A 15,690-nucleotide genomic window follows, 5' to 3' on the forward strand; every position below is an offset into this window, starting at 1 on the left:
GGGGACATCGACCACAATTACACACTTGATGATCCCTCTGACTCCCTCCGACCCGCACCGGTTGGGCCGCTACTGGCTCGCGGGGCGGCTGGGCGCCGGTGGCCAGGGCGTCGTCTATGAGGCGTACGGCGAGGAGGGGGAGCGCGTCGCCGTCAAGGTGCCCAGGTTCGACGATCCCGAGTCGCGGGCCAGGCTGGCCAGGGAGGCGGCGGCGGCCGCGCGGGTGGCCTCGTTCTGCACGGCCAGAATCATCGAGGTGGCCGAGCCGTACATCGTCAGCGAGTTCGTCCCTGGCCCCAACCTGCGGCAGGTGATCGCCGAGCACGGCCCCTACGAGGGTGACACGCTGCGGCGCCTGGCGATCGGTGTGGCGACCGCGCTGACGGCCATCCACCAGGCCGGCGTCGTACACCGCGACCTCAAGCCCGACAACATCATCCTCGGGCCCGACGGTCCCCGGGTGATCGACTTCGGCGTGGCGCGCGAGGCCGGCCCGACGACCACTGGCCCGGTCATGGGGACGCCCAACTACATGGCGCCGGAGGTCCTGGCCGGCCGGGGCGCGACGGCCGCGGCGGACCTGTGGGCGTGGGGGCTGGTGGTGCTGTTCGCCGCGCGGGGCGAGGACGCGATCGAGGTACGCGAGCCGGTCGCGGTCATCGGCGAGGTCATGGACTTCCGTCCCGACACGGCCGACCTGGCCGACCCGCTCGGGCGGCTCGTGGCGAGCGCGCTCACGAAGGACCCGGCCGCGCGGCCCTCGGCCCGCGCGGCCCTGCTGGACCTGATCGGCGCCGGCGGCGACCCGCTTGCTCGCGGCGGGGTGCTGGCCAGCCCGCTCAGGAGCCCGGCCGAGCCCGACCTGGGCGCGATCGCCGAGGAGCTGTACGACGAGCTGTCCGAGGCCGAGCGGGCGGCCGTCCCCGAGGTGCTGCTGCGCATGCTCGACGGCGACGGCTCGCTCCGGCCGGTGACCCGCGAGGAGCTGCCCGAGAGCGAGGCCGTGTCCGCCCTGCTCGCCTTCTTCGAGGCGGCGGGCCTGGTGACGAGCACCGGTGATTCCTACGAGCTGGCCAAGCCCGCCCTGATCCAGGCCTGGCCCCGGCTGCGGACCTGGGTGGCCGACAACCGCGAGGGACTGCCAGTGCACCGCCGCCTGGTCGAGGCGGCCGGCCTCTGGGACGGCAACGGCAGGAAACCCGCCGACCTGCTGCACGGCTCCAGCCTCGACCGGACACTCCAGTGGGCTGCCGCCGAACGCAAGGACCTGACGCTGGCCAGGAGAGAACGCGAGTTCCTCGACGCCGCGGCCAAGCAGACCAGAAGCCAGTCCAGGAGGCGCGGGCTGCTCGCGGCGGCGCTGGCCGTACTGCTGGTGGCGGCCCTGGGCGGCCTGGGGACGGCCGAGTACCTGCGCAGGGAGTCCGGCAGACAGCGTGACGACGCGCTGGCCAAGTCGCTCGCGTTGCAGGCCGCTGACCTGCGGGAGAGCGACCCGCAGCTGGCGAGGCTGTTGACCGTTGCGGGCTGGCGGCTGAGCCCCGACCTGGCCGAGACGCGGGGCGCGCTGTACGAGTCGCTGTCCAGGCCGGCGAGCGACGTCTTCACGGACCCGTACGCCAGTCCGAGCAGCATCTACGGATTGGACGACACCGGTCGCACGCTGGCGGCCGTCCAGGAGGGCCGGGTGCGGCTCTGGGACGTACGCGCGCACCGCCTGATCCGCGAGTTCGCCGGCGTGGGCACGGCCGTGCGCCAGGTCGCGCTCAGCCCCGACGGGCGGACGCTCGCCGTGCTGGAGGACAAGGATGTGCGCCTCTGGGACGTGATGGCGGGCACGGCGATCGGCGCCACGCTCGGCGGTGGGTTCGTGATGCCCACGGCACAGGGTCGGCTTGCCTTCGACCGCGCCGGTCGCACCCTGCTGGTACCCGAGGGCACCGGCGGCGCCGAGCGCGCTTGGGACGTGGCCACCCGGAAGCGGCTGACCGCCGGATCAGGGGCGGGGCTTGACGCGGTGGACCCGGCGCGCCGCGTCGGCGTGGTGTCCACCGGCGGGCACGGCAAGGTCGAGCTCTGGAACCTGCGCACCGGCAAGCGACTGCCCGCGCCCTGGCTGCCGGCCAAGACTGAGGTCACGTACGTGAGTCTCAGCGACGACGGGCGGGCGCTCACGGTCAGCGAGAATGCGCTACGGCCGGGCGAGCGCCGGATGCGCGCCTGGGCCGTGCCGGGCGGAGGCGTGATCGCGGCACGTTACGGCGGCGAAGCGGAAAGGAATGCCGCCTTCGGCTTCGGTGACCGCTACCTCGCGGGCTGGACCTATCAGGGGGAGCTCATAATGTGGGGGCGCGCCGGATGGCCGGTCGTCCTGGAGCGCGACCTGCCAGGGCACATCAACAGCGTCCACTTCGACGAGGGCGACCGTGTGCTGCGCTACCAGGCCGACGACGGCGTGATCGACGCCGTGGACATATCCATGCTGTTCGACCAGCCGCTGACCACGGGAACCCCTGACGGGCAGGCGCTGCTGGGGCCGGGCGGGCACACGGTGGCCATCACGAGGCCCGGGGAGACCCGGCTGTGGGACGTGTCGACCAAGCGCCCGCTCGGGCCACCGATCCGCGTCATCGGCCGCGAGTCCGCGCTGGCCTTCAGCCGGGACGGCGGGCGACTGGCCGTCGGCGACAAGTCGGGCACCCGGATCGTGGACGCGCACACGGCCCGCGTGCTGGACACGATCAAGGCCGCGGACGTGGACGACGTGGCCTTCAGCCCCGACGGCCGAACGCTGGCCGTCTTCCCCAACAGGCCCGACGGCACCGGCGCTCCCCTCGAGCTGTGGAATCTGGCGAAGGGCACCGCCACCCGCGCCGCCGTGCCCGGCCCCGGCACGCTCGCCTTCCGCCCTGACGGCAGGCTGCTGGTGGGCGGCGTGGTGCCCCAGCCCATCGACCCGGCGACCGGCACCCGGTTACCGATCGCCGAGGGGCTCGGCCGGTTGAACGGCACTCACGCCTTCAGCCCAGACGGCCGGCTCATCGCCTTCTCGGGGCCCGACCGGATGACGTTGTGGGACGCGGACGTGAAGGCGCCCGTCGGAGCATTCCCCGCCGTGCCGGGCAGCGCGATCCAGGAGATCGCCTGGTCGCCGGACGGCCGCACCATCGCCACGTACGAGGACGGCGACCGGGTCAGGCTTTGGGACGTGCCCGGCATGCAGCCTCTCGGTCTGGTCTTCGACGGCCAGAAGAAGATCCCGCTGGGCGACGGGTCGCTGGCCTTCAGCGCCGACGGCGACACCCTCTACAGCGCCATGCCCGACGGCGTGGTGCGGACGTTCCCGCTCGACGGCGGCAAGGTGGCGGCCGCCGTCTGCCGCCGCGCCGGTCGGTCGCTGACCGAGCGGGAGTGGCAGCGCTACCTGCCCGAGGCCGACAGGTTCGACCCCTGCCTCAGCCCGTAGCCGCCCACTGCCGGGCCGTCGCCACGATCTCCTCCAGATGGCCGCTGTGGGCGCCGTGCCAGTACACGTGCCCGCACTCCTGGCACCGCCCGTACGCGTCGTAGGCGTGCCGGGTACCCGCCTCCAGGACCGGTAGCACCTCCCGCTTCTCCACCGGAGCCAGCTCGCCGTTGCAGGCCGTGCACCTGGTCCACGGGCGTAGCGGCGGGGTGAAGCGTTCGAGCAGGTCGCGTAGCTGGTCGTGGGGGCGGGAGCCGCGCACGTACGCGCCCAGCCACAGCGCGCGGCGGCGCAGCAGGCCGCGGTCCTGGGTGAGCAGCACCCGGCGCTCCTCGTTGGCCTGGACCACCAGGGCCGGGTCGTCCATGTCGTTGTGGTAGGCCGTGTCGAGGCCGAGCAGGCGCAGCCGTCGCGCGAGCGTGCCCAGGTGGACGTCCAGCAGGAAGCGGGGTTCGCGGGGCAGCGGCTGGGGTCTGGGCACCGGCCGGACCTCGATGAGGTCGCCGGCCGCGGGCTGGTACGAGGGTCCGACGCCGCGGCCGTCGACGGTCATCGGCCCGACCTCCGTCAGCGGGATGCCGGCCGACTCCACGTGGTGGCCCAGGGTCGAGCTGCCGCCGATGGCGATCCGGTGACGCTCGCGGCGCCGGCTCACGGGCAGGAACATCATCAGCTCGGCGGAGATTCGAAGGTGCGCGTCCCGTTCGGTCACATTGTCCATTCTGCGTGATTCGATAACGTGAACCTGTGCCAATGTCCCGCCGTGTCTTTCTCGCGCTCGCCGCGCTGGGCGCCGCGGGCTGCTCGGTCACCGCCTCGGAGCAGCGCTCGCTGCGGCTGGCGACCGGGTTGGCCGGTGGGCCGTACGGGGCGCTCGGCGATCGGTTCGCGGCCGAGTTACGGCGCGACGGGTTCACCGTGGAGGTGATCGAGACCGCGGCCAGCGTCCAGAATCTCACCATGCTCACCGATGGCCGGGCGGATCTCGGGTTCTCGCTGGCCGACAGCGCCGACGACGCCGTACGCGTGCGCCACCAGCCCGTCGTCGCGCTGGCCAGGATGTACATGAACTACGTCCATCTAGTGGTACGCGCCGACTCGGACATCTTCGCCCCCAAGGACCTGGCATGGCGCCAGGTCTCCATCGGCGCCGACGGATCGGGCACCGCCGTGACCGCCGAACGGGTGCTCGACGCCGCCGGGGTACGTAATCACATCACCGCCAGGCTTGGCCTCGACGGGTCGATCAAGGCGCTCGTCGACGGCGTGATCGACGCGTTCTTCTGGTCGGGCGGCGTACCCACCCCCGCGCTCGCCTCACTCGGCGGCATCAGGATCGTCTCGTTGGAGCCGTTCGTGCCGATGCTGCGCCGCACCTATGGCCCGGTCTACGAGCACGCCACCATCCCCGCGGGCGTGTACGGCGGCTCGAAACCGGTCCCCACCGTCGGCACGCCCAGCTACCTGGTCTGCCGCCAGGCCCTGTCCGACGACGTCGCCTACACCGTCACCGACACGCTCTTCAGCGCCCGCGACCGCCTGCAGGCCCCCTCGGCGCCGGGCGGCCTCCTCGACAAGCGCTACGCCATCGGCACCGGCGTCGTCCCCCTGCACCCCGGCGCCGCCCGCTACTACAGGTCCGTCTACGGCTGAACGAGCGCTACAAGTCCGTGTACGGCTGAGCCAGCCGCAACTCCACGACCAGCCCATGGGGTACGGCGGGCAGCAGGCTCAACGTCGCCCCGCACGACTTGGCCAGCTCGGTGGCGATGGCCAGCCCCAGCCCGCTGCCCGGCACGTTCGCGTGCGCGCCCGACCGCCAGAACCGGCCCAGCGCGTCACCCCGCTCCTCCTCGGCCAGCCCCGGCCCGTCGTCGGCGATCCGCAGGACGCCGTCGGAGAGCGTGACCGTCACCGTGCCGCCCGCGGGCACGAACTTCTGGGCGTTGTCGAGCGCGATGTCCGCCACCCTGGCCGCCGCCTCCGGCACGAGCGACATCTCCGGCACCTCCACCCGCAGGGTGAGATCCTTGGCCGGGTAGACCTCCCGCCACACCGCCAGCCGGGGCCGCAGCTCGATCTCCTTGGTCTCGGTGCCCGCGCCCGCCTCCACCCTGGCCAGCGCCAGCAGGTCCTCCACCAGCAGGGCCAGCCGGTCGAGCTCGCCCATGGCCTCCTCGAACTCGGTGGTGCCGTCCGAGCGCAGGTGCGGCTCCAGATTCTCCAGCCGCAGCCCGAGCACGGTCAGCGGGGTGCGCAGCTCGTGCGAGGCGTCGGCCACGAACGCCCGCTGCCGCTCCATCGCGCCCGACACCGCGTCGGCCATCGCGTTGAACCGCTCCTCCAGCCGTTGCAGCTCCGAGGGCCCCGCACCCGGATGGGCCCGCGCGTCGAGGTGGCCTTCCGCGATGGCCCGGGTGGTGCGGTCGAGCTCGGTCACCGGGCGCAAAATCCAGCGGGCCAGCTGCCTGGCCGCCAGCACCGAGTAACCCAGCGCGATCAGCGCGCCCAGCGCCAGCGCGCCCCAGACGAGCGAGACGTCCAGCCGCGACTGGTCGGTGCGGGCCTGGAGCAGCACCACGCCGGACAGCTGCGCGTCCCGGCCGGCCGGCTCGGCCAGCAGCACCTTCGCCGGGCCGAAGGGGCTGATCGTGGGCAGGTCCTCGGTCGTGCGGCCGCTCAGGGCCAGCCGGGTCTCCTCCTGGTCGTCGCCGTCGAAGCGGCCGGCCGTGACCACGATCATGCCGTCCCTGTCGCGGACGCGGATGGCCGCGCCGTACAGGTCGGCGTAGCGGACGACCTCGGCCGTCAGCGCCGTCCGGTCGTCGTCGCGGGCGGCCTGGTCGGCCAGTTCCGCGAAGCGGGTGGCGTCGGCGCGGCGGTCGAGCAGCAGCCGGTTCGTACGGTGCGAGGCGTAGGCGAAGCCGAGCGGCACCGCCAGCGCCGCGATGAGGAACACGATCAGCGTGGTGAACGTGACCACCAGGCGGGAGTTCACGCGCCGGCCAGTGGGGTGGAACCCAGGCGGTAGCCGGTGCCGCGCAGCGTCTCGACCAGGTGCGGACGGCCGGTCTTCGACCGCAGCCCGGCCACGTGCACGTCGAGCGAGCGGGAGGCGGACAGCAGCGGGTCGCCCCAGACCTCGTCCAGGATCTCCTCGCGGCTGCGCACCACGCCCGGCTCGCGGGCCAGCAGCGCCAGCACGTCGAACTCGCGCCTGGTCAGCGTCACCTGCTCACCCGACACGGTGACCTGCCTGGCCTCCAGGTCGATGCGTACATCGCCGACACTCACCACGTGGTCCCGCGTCGGCATCGGGCGGGTGCCCCTGCGCATCACGGCCTCCATGCGCGCCATCAACTCGACCGTACGGAACGGCTTGACCAGATAGTCGTCGGCCCCGGACCGCAGGCCGCGGAGCACCTCGCGCTCCTCCGTGCGGGCGGTCACCACGATGACCGGCACGGCCGACACCCGGCGCAGGCGGCGCAGCACCTCAAGGCCATCCATGTCGGGCAGGCCCAGGTCCAGCAGGACAAAGTCGACGCCCCCCGCCAGGCGGAGGGCGTCGACTGCCAGCCCCGCGCGCGCGACCTGGTGGCCGTGGCGCGCGAGGGCCGTGGTGAGCGCGGAGGCGAGTCGATCGTCGTCTTCGACCAGGAGAACTCGCATCAGGCCAGATTAGGCCCGGACGGGGACAGACTCCGCCGCTCCCTCTCGCTCCGAGCGGGAGAGCGCCGCGTCGCGCGTCTCGCGCATGGTCAGGTAGACCACGAGCGACACGGCGGCGCAGGCCGAGACGTACCAGTAGAAGCCGGACTCGATGCCCGACGACTTGAACCACAGCGCGACGTACTCCGCCGTGCCGCCGAACAGGGCGTTCGCGATGGCGTACGGCAGGGCCACGCCGAGCGCCCGGATGTGCGTCGGGAACAGCTCCGCCTTGACCACCGCGTTGATCGAGGTGTAGCCGGTGATGATGATCAGGCCGACGAGCGACAGGATGAACGCGCCGACGAAGCCGGAAACACTGGACAGCGCGGTCATGAGCGGTACGGTGCCGAGCATCGACCCGATGCCGAAAGTGATCAGCAGCGGCCGGCGGCCGATCCGGTCGGACAGCCCACCGGCGAGCGGCTGGATCAACATGAAGATGAACAGCGCGGAGAAGCTGACCAGCGACGCGGTCGCCTTCTCCATGTGCGCGGTGAGGACCAGGTACTTGGTGAGGTAGGTCGTGTAGGTGTAGTACGCGACCGTGCCGCCCATGGTCAGGGCGATGACGAGCAGCGCTTCCTTCTTGTGGGCCATCAGCGCCTTGATGGTGCCGCGCTCGCTCTTCTCGCCCTTGTCCTGCTCCTCCTCGTCGTACGCCTCGGTCTCCAGGAGGTTGCGCCGCAGGTAGAACACGACCGCCGCGCCGAGGGCGCCGATGACGAACGGGATGCGCCAGCCGTAGGAGTTGAGCGCCTCCTTGGTCATCGTGTTTTGCAGGATGATCTGCAGGCCCAGGCCGACGAGCTGGCCGGCGGTCATCGACACGTACTGGAAGCTAGAGGCGAAGCCGCGCTTGCCCGCGGGGGTGGCCTCCGTCAGGTACGTGGCGCTGGCCGCGTACTCACCGCCCACGGAGATGCCCTGCAGGAGGCGGGCGATCAGCAGGACCACCGCGCCGAAGTAGCCGACCGACGCGTACGTCGGGGCGATGGCTATCAGCAGCGCGCTCAGCGACATCAGCGTGACCGTCATGGTCAGCGCCGCCTTGCGGCCCTTCGTGTCGGCGTAGCGGCCGAGCAGCCAGCCGCCGATCGGGCGCATGAAGAAGCCCACGGCGAAGATGCCCGCGGTGTTGAGCAACTGTGCGGTGGCGTCGCCCTCGGGGAAAAAGGAGGCGGCGAAATAGATGGCGAAACTGCTGTAGACAAACCAGTCGTACCACTCGACCAGATTGCCGACGGAACCGCCGATCACTGCTTTCCACGGCACGCGGGGTTGGCTCACTGGATTACCTCCTGTGCGGGGCCTGGGGGGAGTAGGTGCAGGCCAGAGCCTCTCCGCAGAAGGTTGTTCCGACAAGGGGAGACGGGCTAGATCTAACGTCCGCTTAACATCAGGGAAACGGAGAGGTGAGATCAGGCCCGTTTTCCCGTCACTGCCGGTAGTTCTCCACCTCGCCGACCGGCCGGGCCTTGGCGCCGTCCGGGTTCTCGCCCGCGTCCCTTCTGGCCCTGCGCTGCCTGAGCAGGTCCCAGCACTGGTCGAGAGCCGTCTCCAGCTCCCTGACCCGCGCGTGTTCCTCGTCCGAGCTGACCTCGCCGGCCGACAGCCTGCCGCGCAGCTCGTGCTCTTCGGTGACCAGGTCACTGATCTTGCTGAGTATCTCGTTGTCCCGCATGTCCAAGACTGTAGTTACTACGTGATAGAACACGGCCTATGCCTGGTATCGCGCTGGTAAGAAAGCCCGGCCCCCGGATCTCCGAGGGCATCGTCACGCATGTGGAGCGCGCACCGGTCGACCACGAACGGGCCCTTGACCAGCACGAACGCTACGTCGCCGCCCTGGAGGGGGCCGGGTGGCAGGTACGTCACGTGGAAGCCGCCGACGACCTGCCCGACGGGCCCTTCGTCGAGGACATGGTCGTGGTTTGCGACCGGCTGGCCGTACTGACCAGACCGGGGGCGATCGAGCGGCGGCCCGAGGTGGACACCGTGGCGGCCCTCGTACGGGAGCTCGGGGTCAAGTCCGTCAGGATCGCCCGGCCCGGCACGCTCGACGGCGGCGACGTCCTGCAGGTCGGCAGGACCGTGTACGTCGGCAGGTCGGGCAGGACCAACGACGAGGGGATCACCCAGCTCACCGCGCTGCTGCCGGAGCGGCAGGTGGTGCCCGTGGACCTCAATGGCGTACTGCACCTGAAGTCGGCCGTCACGGCGCTGCCGGACGGCACGCTCATCGGCGACCCCGACCGCGCGGACCTGCCGGGACTGCTCGTGCCCGCCGAGGAGTCGGGGGCGCACGTGGTGCTGCTGGGCGGCGACCGCGTGCTGATGGCCGCCTCCGCGCCACGGACCTGCGCGATGCTCCAGGAGCGCGGCCTGGAGGTGACGCTGGTGGACATCTCGGAATTCGAGAAGCTGGAAGGCTGCGTCACCTGCCTGTCGGTTCTCATCATGTGAGATCGGGGACAGTTCACGGCGAGACCTCTGGTAGCGTGCAAGGCATGCTGCGTGGCCTCCTTCTTAGCTGCCGCGGCGGGGGCCACTAAGGCCGGCTCCCTCGCCGCGGAGCGAGCCATGCGCGTCGGCCGCTTTTCTTTCGACCGACGAGGAGCTCCCGACATGACCGCTCAGCAGCCCAGCCCGATGCCTTTCCAGCGTTATCAGCCGTTCGAGCCGATCCGGCTGACCGATCGCACCTGGCCTGATCGGGTCATCACCGAAGCGCCGCGATGGTGCGCCGTGGACCTGCGTGACGGCAACCAGGCACTGATCGACCCGATGGACGCCCATCGCAAGCTGCAGATGTTCGAGCTGCTGGTGAAGATGGGTTACAAGGAGATCGAGGTCGGCTTCCCCGCGGCCAGCCAGACCGACTTCGACTTCATCCGGCAGATCATCGAAGAGGACCGGATCCCCGGCGACGTGGTGATCCAGGTGCTGACCCAGGCCAGGCCCGAGCTGATCGAGCGCACCTTCGAGTCGATCGAGGGCGCCAAGCAGGCCATCGTGCACCTCTACAACTCCACCTCCACGCTGCAGCGCCGGGTGGTGTTCGGGCAGGACCGCGAGGGCATCACCGCCATCGCCGTCGAGGGCGCCAAGCTGGTCAAGAAGCTCGCCGACGCGACCGACGTGGACGTACGCTTCCAATACTCGCCCGAGTCCTTCACCGGCACCGAGCTGGACTACGCCGTCGAGGTCTGCGACGCGGTCAACGACGTGTGGCAGCCCACGCCCGAGCGCAAGGTCATCGTCAACCTGCCGGCCACGGTCGAGATGGCCACGCCCAACATCTACGCCGACCAGATCGAGTGGATGCACCGCCACCTGAAGTACCGCGACTCGATCGTCCTGTCACTGCACCCGCACAACGACCGCGGCAGCGCCGTGGCCGCCGCCGAGCTGGGCTACATGGCCGGGGCCGACCGCATCGAGGGCTGCCTGTTCGGCAACGGCGAGCGCACCGGCAACGTCTGCCTGGTCACCCTGGGCATGAACCTGTTCTCCCAGGGCATCGACCCGCAGATCGACTTCGGCGACATCGACGAGATCCGCCGCGTCGTCGAATACTGCAACCAGTTGCCGGTGCACCCGCGCCACCCGTGGGGCGGCGAGCTGGTCTACACCGCCTTCTCCGGCTCCCACCAGGACGCCATCAAGAAGGGCTTCGACCACCTGGAGGCCGACGCGGCCGCGGCCGGAGTGCCGGTCGACCAGTTCACCTGGGCCGTCCCCTACCTGCCGATCGACCCCAAGGACATCGGCCGTACCTATGAGGCGGTCATCCGGGTCAACAGCCAGTCGGGCAAGGGCGGCGTCTCCTACATCATGAAGGCCGACCACCAGCTGGACCTGCCGCGACGGCTGCAGATCGAGTTCTCCAAGGTCGTCCAGGCCCGCACCGACGCCGAGGGCGGCGAGATCGGCTCGGCCGAGATGTACTCCATCTTCCGGGACGAATACCTGCCCAACCCGGCCAACCGGTGGGGCCGCCTCAGCCTGATGGCCCACCGCCACGAGTCGGCGGGCGACGACCGGGACCGCATCGGCGCCGACGTACGGCTCGACGGCGAGATCCGCGAGATCGAAGGCGTCGGCAACGGCCCGATCTCGGCCTTCATCGACGCGATCGCCAAGGTCGGCATCCGGGTGCGGGTGCTCGACTACGTGGAGCACGCGATGAGCGCGGGCAGCGACGCCAAGGCGGCGTCCTACCTGGAGTGCGACGTCGACGGCCGGGTGCTGTGGGGGGTGGGGGTCGACGCAAACACCACGACGGCCTCGCTCAAGGCGATCATCTCGGCGGTCAACCGCGCGTCGCGCTGACCATCCTCAGTCGGCCGCGCCCCCTGATCACGGGCGGCGCGGTCGACCTACTCATCCATTTCCCGCAGGATTTGGTCGAGTCGGGTCTCTCGGTTGTTCATGGCGCGGTTGAAGGTGTGCATGACCTCCTCGAACTGTGCCATGGCCGCGTCAGGGGACGGTGGCGTCCGGCCGACGGCGTCGTACAGGAGTTCCTCATGGCGCCTCTCGCAGTCGTCCTGTGCGCGCCTCACCGCGAGGGTGACCTCTTCGCCGAGGTCCTGGCTGCTCAGTTTCATCGCGCGTGGGTCCAGGCGCACCTCGGTGATGCGTCCGCTGGAGTCGGTGCGGGCCTTGATCTTGCCGTCGGCGCTCTCGCCGGCGCCGTAGGCGTCCTTGAAGCCGCCACCGGCCTTCTTCAGGCGGCTGTGTTCCTGTTCGGCTTGCTCTGAGATTCGGTGGAGTTCGTCCCGGTAGATGTTTTTGGGGTCGTCGGAACTCATGTTCTCTCTTGGGGATTATCTGACCGGGTTGGTCCGGTCGTAGTTCTTCTTGGTCTGGTCCAGGGTCAGGCCCGCGTTGTTCAGGTTCCACATCAGGGCGTCCACCCAGTCGATGGTGTTGGTATAGAACTTCAGGTAGTCGTCGGCCAGTTCCTGGGAGCCCTCGGGAAGCAGGCCGAAACAGCTGGACGTCGGCCTGGCCGCCTCGGCGAAAGCGTTTCGGGGATCGGACAGCAGTTTCATCGATTCGCTGGCGGCCTGCCCGCCTTTCTTCAGGTCGTCCGCGGAATATCCGACTTCCTGGCTCTTTCCTGTCATCGCACTCTCCAGTCGGTCACTTCAGCTTCGGAAGTTTAAGCGTCATGCCTGGTTTCAGGGCCCCGGGGTCCGAACCGATGACGTCCCGGTTGGCGTTGTAGATTTCGGGCCAGTATCTTTCGCTGCCGTAAACCCGCTTTGCGATCGCAGACAAACTTTCCTGTGCTCCGACCTGGTGTGACGAGGGCCGGGGGGCAGTGGTGGCGGTTCCCTCCGGTTGGCGGTCCATCGATGGGGGAGTATCAGGCTCTGGATACTTCTTATGGTCGATGTGCGGTGGCGGATCTGTCTGCTTGAAGGGGACGCCGATGGGTGGGGGAAGGTTACGCAGGGCGGTGCCGGGGATGATCGCGCCGGTGGAATTGAAGAGCTGGACCTGGAAGTCGCCGGTGATGCCGAACTTGCGGAGGGCGGAACCGTTCAGGGCGCCCCAGCCGCCGTTCAGCACCGCCACCTTCCCAATGTCCTTGACCATTTGCCCCAGAGTCTTGCCCTCGAGTCTGTCGTTGACGATCGTGTAGCCCGTTCCCGTCATTGCTCCCGCGGCGAAGAGGGCTTTGGCACCGTACGCCTTTTTCGCCTTGTCCCAGCCGACGCGGCCCCAGGGGAAGGCCGACGATATCGCCGCGGAATTCACCATCTGCGCGTATTGGAGGCCGAAGGGCGCGAAGAACGACTGGCCCTTGAGCTCCCGGCCCAGGCCCACGAACATGAGCTGGCCGGCGCCCATCTGGAGGCCGAACATCTTGGCGTAGCTCCTGAAGGACGTCAGGGCCGTCTTACCGAAACTCATGCCCTGCGTGCCGTTCAGCACCCAGTTCTGCGACTTGAAGAGCGTCAGGCCCTTCCTGAGCGCCTTGCTCCTCTTCATCAGCTCGGCCAGCTTGCGCAGGGGTACGGCGATTTTCTGGAGCAACCAGATCAGCCGCGCCAAGATGGTGGCCGCGAGACTGGCGCCCTGAGCGGCGATCTTGGCTCTGGCCATCCACGCGGCCCACCTGCCCATCACGCCCGTGAACATGGAGAGGGCCACGCTGATCGCCACCGCCTGGAGGATGGATTTCAGCAGCTCCCTGAACGCCCGTTTGGTCTCGTGGGTGGCCTCCTTGGCCATGAGGAGCACTTCCGACACGTGGCCGAGGCTCTTGACCAGCGCCTGCCGTTCGGCCGGGTCGAAGTAGGTGTCGACCATCTCCTGGTGGTGCGTGGCCGAGTCGCCGGTCCACTGCTTGCGGCCCTTCTGCACGGCCGGGTCGATGTATTTGTCGCCCACAGACTCCAGGCTGCCGGCCAGCTGCTTGCACGCCTCGGACATCTGCGCCAGCTGGCGTTCGTCGTTGTCGTTGCCTGCGGCCTTCATGGCGTTCATGATCGTCGAGATCAGCTGCGACAGCGCGTCGACCTCGGCGCGCGGGTCAAAGTTAACCATGTGCTCCCCTCAAGCGTCGCCCTGTGCTCGATCCGCAAGCGCAGGGAGGTGCCCGAGGCCCACCCTCCCAAGTCGTGCCCGGTGGGGCAGGCGGCATCGGGTCATATGGTCATGATCGCTGCGGTGCCCCGCATTGTGGCACGCAGAGGGATGTTCGGCTAGAGATCCGACAATCAACGACGTGCGACGGCCAGTATGGCCCCGTCCTGCACATCCGAACCTTAAGTGTTTGTTAGATCGGCAATGTGGATCTTGACGTTGTCGATCAAGGATGCATACGTTCAGTGACGCTTCGCGACTGTTCGCAGCGCTATGACCATCGGCGCCGCGACAGGCGATGCGAAACCCCCCACAGCCGAGACACCGTCTACAGACGGGAGAACGGATCATGGAACCCACCTACCTCATCTGCCTGCCCTTCGCCGGGGCCGGCGCCTCCTTCTTCAAAGGATGGCAGCGCTACCTGGCCGAGGGCCTGAGCATCCTGCCGGTGCAACTGCCCGGCCGTGAGGAGCGTTTCGTCGAACCTCCGCACACCGATGCCGCCCGCGCCGCGGACGAGGCGTGCTCGCAGGTGCTGCAGCGAATCGGCCCCGGTTCCCGGGTGGCCGTCTTCGGTCACAGCCTCGGGGCGGTGCTGGCGTACGAGCTGGCGCACCGGCTCAGCGGCGTGACCGGATTGCGGCTCGCCCGCCTGTACGTCAGCGGTTCCCCCGGGCCGTGGAGCGGGCGGGAGAGTCGCGCCACCGGCCTGGCCGACGAGGAGTTCCTGGCCCGGATCCGTTCCTTCGCCGGATACTCGCACCCGGCCCTGGAGGACCCGGAGATGCGGGCGCTGCTGTTGCCCATGCTGCGCGCCGACGTAGAACTGCACGAGAGCTACCGACCCCAGTCCGACAAGCCGCTGTCCACACCGATCACCGCCGTACACGGTCTCGACGACGAGCTGGTGGACATGGCGTTGATCGCTCAGTGGGAGCGGGCCACCACCGCCGGGTTCAACACCGTCGAGCTCGACGGAGGGCACATGTACCTGGCCGATGATCCCGCTCCCCTGCTGCGGCTGATCGGCGCCGACCTGGCGACGCCGGAAGAGCGATGACGATGCGCCTGTCCGGGAAGACGGCCGTCATCACCGGCGCGGCCCGCGGGCTGGGCCGGGCCAGTGCCCGGATGTTCGCGCGGGAGGGCGCCGACCTGGTGCTGCTCGACGTCGCGCGTGGCCTGCCAGGGGTGCCGTACGCGCTCGGCTCCGCCAGTCAGCTCGAATACACGGCCGAACTCTGCCGGGAGTTCGGCGTCTCCGTCATGACCAGGCAGGCCGACGTACGGGAGACGCACGATGTCGAGGCCGCGGTGTCCATGGCAATCGGTCGCTTCGGCCGCATCGACGTCCTCGTCAACAACGCCGGCATCGCCGCCCCTTCCGGCAAGGTGGCGCACGAGATCGACGAGCACGAGTGGCAGTTGATGATCGACGTCGATCTCTCCGGTGCGTGGCGCGCCATCCGCGCGGTCGGCAAACTGATGGTCGAGCAGCGATCCGGCAGCATCGTCAACATCGCCTCGACCGCCGGGCTGGTGGGATATCGGCACTTCGCCGGATATGTGGCCGCCAAGCACGGTCTCATCGGCCTGACCAAGGCCGTCGCGCTCGACTACGCCCCGCGCAAGGTCCGGGTCAACGCCCTGTGCCCTGGTTCCGTCCGCGATGACCCCCAGGTCGAGGGCCGGATGCTGGCGGAGATCGCACGTTCGCTCGACGTGCCGGTGGGCGAGCACGAGGAGGCCTTCGTGCAGGCCCAGCCCATGAACACCCTCATCGAGCCGGACGACGTCGCCTCGGCCGCCGTATGGCTGGCCTCCGACGAATCCCGGCAGGTCACCGGCAGCGTACTCACCGTCGACGGCGGCTTCACCGCACGCTGACGCCCGCACTTTCACCACGA

At 69.5% G+C, this 15,690-nt stretch carries 14 protein-coding genes; 6 read left to right on the forward strand and 8 right to left on the reverse strand.

The features are described from left to right. The first annotated feature begins 28 nt into the window (after positions 1 to 28). Positions 29 to 3,466, forward strand: coding sequence for a WD40 repeat domain-containing serine/threonine-protein kinase (locus LDL49_RS10425; protein WP_225291016.1), 3,438 nt, complete (start codon positions 29 to 31; stop codon positions 3,464 to 3,466). Here the strand turns inward: LDL49_RS10425 and LDL49_RS10430 are convergent. After that, positions 3,456 to 4,187 carry a Mut7-C RNAse domain-containing protein gene (locus LDL49_RS10430; protein ID WP_225290761.1) on the reverse strand — a complete coding sequence of 244 codons (732 nt, stop codon included), beginning with the start codon at positions 4,185 to 4,187 and terminating at the stop codon, positions 3,456 to 3,458. The two genes, LDL49_RS10425 and LDL49_RS10430, sit on opposite strands and share 11 nt — an antisense overlap. Positions 4,188 to 4,219: 32 nt before the next feature. On the opposite strand from LDL49_RS10430, the gene LDL49_RS10435 reads away from it, so the two are divergent. Then, positions 4,220 to 5,119, forward strand: coding sequence for a TAXI family TRAP transporter solute-binding subunit (locus LDL49_RS10435; RefSeq protein WP_225290762.1), 900 nt, complete (start codon positions 4,220 to 4,222; stop codon positions 5,117 to 5,119). A 7-nt stretch (positions 5,120 to 5,126) separates the two neighbouring features. Here LDL49_RS10435 and LDL49_RS10440 read toward each other — a convergent pair whose 3' ends face one another. The 4 genes from LDL49_RS10440 to LDL49_RS10455 all read right to left on the reverse strand — a co-directional run bounded on the left by LDL49_RS10440 (position 5,127) and on the right by LDL49_RS10455 (position 8,861). Next, entirely contained in the window at positions 5,127 to 6,464 is a 1,338-nt protein-coding gene (locus tag LDL49_RS10440; protein WP_225290763.1) for a sensor histidine kinase, read from the reverse strand. Then, positions 6,461 to 7,138, reverse strand: coding sequence for a response regulator transcription factor (locus LDL49_RS10445; protein ID WP_225290764.1), 678 nt, complete (start codon positions 7,136 to 7,138; stop codon positions 6,461 to 6,463). The genes LDL49_RS10440 and LDL49_RS10445 overlap by 4 nt, the downstream gene beginning before the upstream one ends. A gap of 9 nt (positions 7,139 to 7,147) precedes the next feature. Further along, complete coding sequence (locus tag LDL49_RS10450; RefSeq protein ID WP_225290765.1) at positions 7,148 to 8,467, reverse strand: MFS transporter; 1,320 nt, start codon at positions 8,465 to 8,467, stop codon at positions 7,148 to 7,150. A 148-nt stretch (positions 8,468 to 8,615) separates the two neighbouring features. After that, complete coding sequence (locus LDL49_RS10455; RefSeq protein ID WP_225290766.1) at positions 8,616 to 8,861, reverse strand: DUF2630 family protein; 246 nt, start codon at positions 8,859 to 8,861, stop codon at positions 8,616 to 8,618. Between the two features lie 38 nt (positions 8,862 to 8,899). Here LDL49_RS10455 and ddaH point away from each other — a divergent pair, with 38 nt between their 5' ends. Then, positions 8,900 to 9,643: a dimethylargininase gene (gene ddaH, locus LDL49_RS10460; protein ID WP_225290767.1), complete on the forward strand. Its 744-nt coding sequence runs from the start codon at positions 8,900 to 8,902 to the stop codon at positions 9,641 to 9,643. A gap of 162 nt (positions 9,644 to 9,805) precedes the next feature. Then, positions 9,806 to 11,512: a 2-isopropylmalate synthase gene (gene leuA / locus LDL49_RS10465; protein ID WP_225290768.1), complete on the forward strand. Its 1,707-nt coding sequence runs from the start codon at positions 9,806 to 9,808 to the stop codon at positions 11,510 to 11,512. Positions 11,513 to 11,559: 47 nt separating this feature from the next. Here leuA and LDL49_RS10470 read toward each other — a convergent pair whose 3' ends face one another. The 3 genes from LDL49_RS10470 to LDL49_RS10480 are packed head-to-tail and all read right to left on the reverse strand — an operon-like array spanning position 11,560 to position 13,681. Next, positions 11,560 to 11,994 (reverse strand): YbaB/EbfC family nucleoid-associated protein, encoded by a 435-nt coding sequence (locus LDL49_RS10470; protein ID WP_225290769.1) that lies wholly within the window; start codon positions 11,992 to 11,994, stop codon positions 11,560 to 11,562. 15 nt (positions 11,995 to 12,009) lie between these two features. Continuing rightward, positions 12,010 to 12,312, reverse strand: a complete 303-nt coding sequence (locus tag LDL49_RS10475) for a hypothetical protein (RefSeq protein WP_225290770.1) — start codon at positions 12,310 to 12,312, stop codon at positions 12,010 to 12,012. Positions 12,313 to 12,328: 16 nt separating this feature from the next. Then, the gene (locus LDL49_RS10480) at positions 12,329 to 13,681 is read right to left on the reverse strand and encodes a LysM peptidoglycan-binding domain-containing protein (RefSeq protein ID WP_225290771.1); all 1,353 of its coding nucleotides are present in this window, start codon (positions 13,679 to 13,681) and stop codon (positions 12,329 to 12,331) included. Positions 13,682 to 14,129: 448 nt separating this feature from the next. On the opposite strand from LDL49_RS10480, the gene LDL49_RS10485 reads away from it, so the two are divergent. Then, the gene (locus LDL49_RS10485; protein WP_225290772.1) at positions 14,130 to 14,843 is read left to right on the forward strand and encodes a thioesterase II family protein; all 714 of its coding nucleotides are present in this window, start codon (positions 14,130 to 14,132) and stop codon (positions 14,841 to 14,843) included. Next, entirely contained in the window at positions 14,840 to 15,670 is an 831-nt protein-coding gene (locus LDL49_RS10490; protein WP_225290773.1) for an SDR family oxidoreductase, read from the forward strand. The genes LDL49_RS10485 and LDL49_RS10490 overlap by 4 nt, the downstream gene beginning before the upstream one ends. The last annotated feature ends 20 nt before the right edge of the window (positions 15,671 to 15,690 follow it).

The organism is Nonomuraea aurantiaca (assembly GCF_020215705.1).
Classification (GTDB): Bacteria; Actinomycetota; Actinomycetes; order Streptosporangiales; family Streptosporangiaceae; genus Nonomuraea; species Nonomuraea aurantiaca.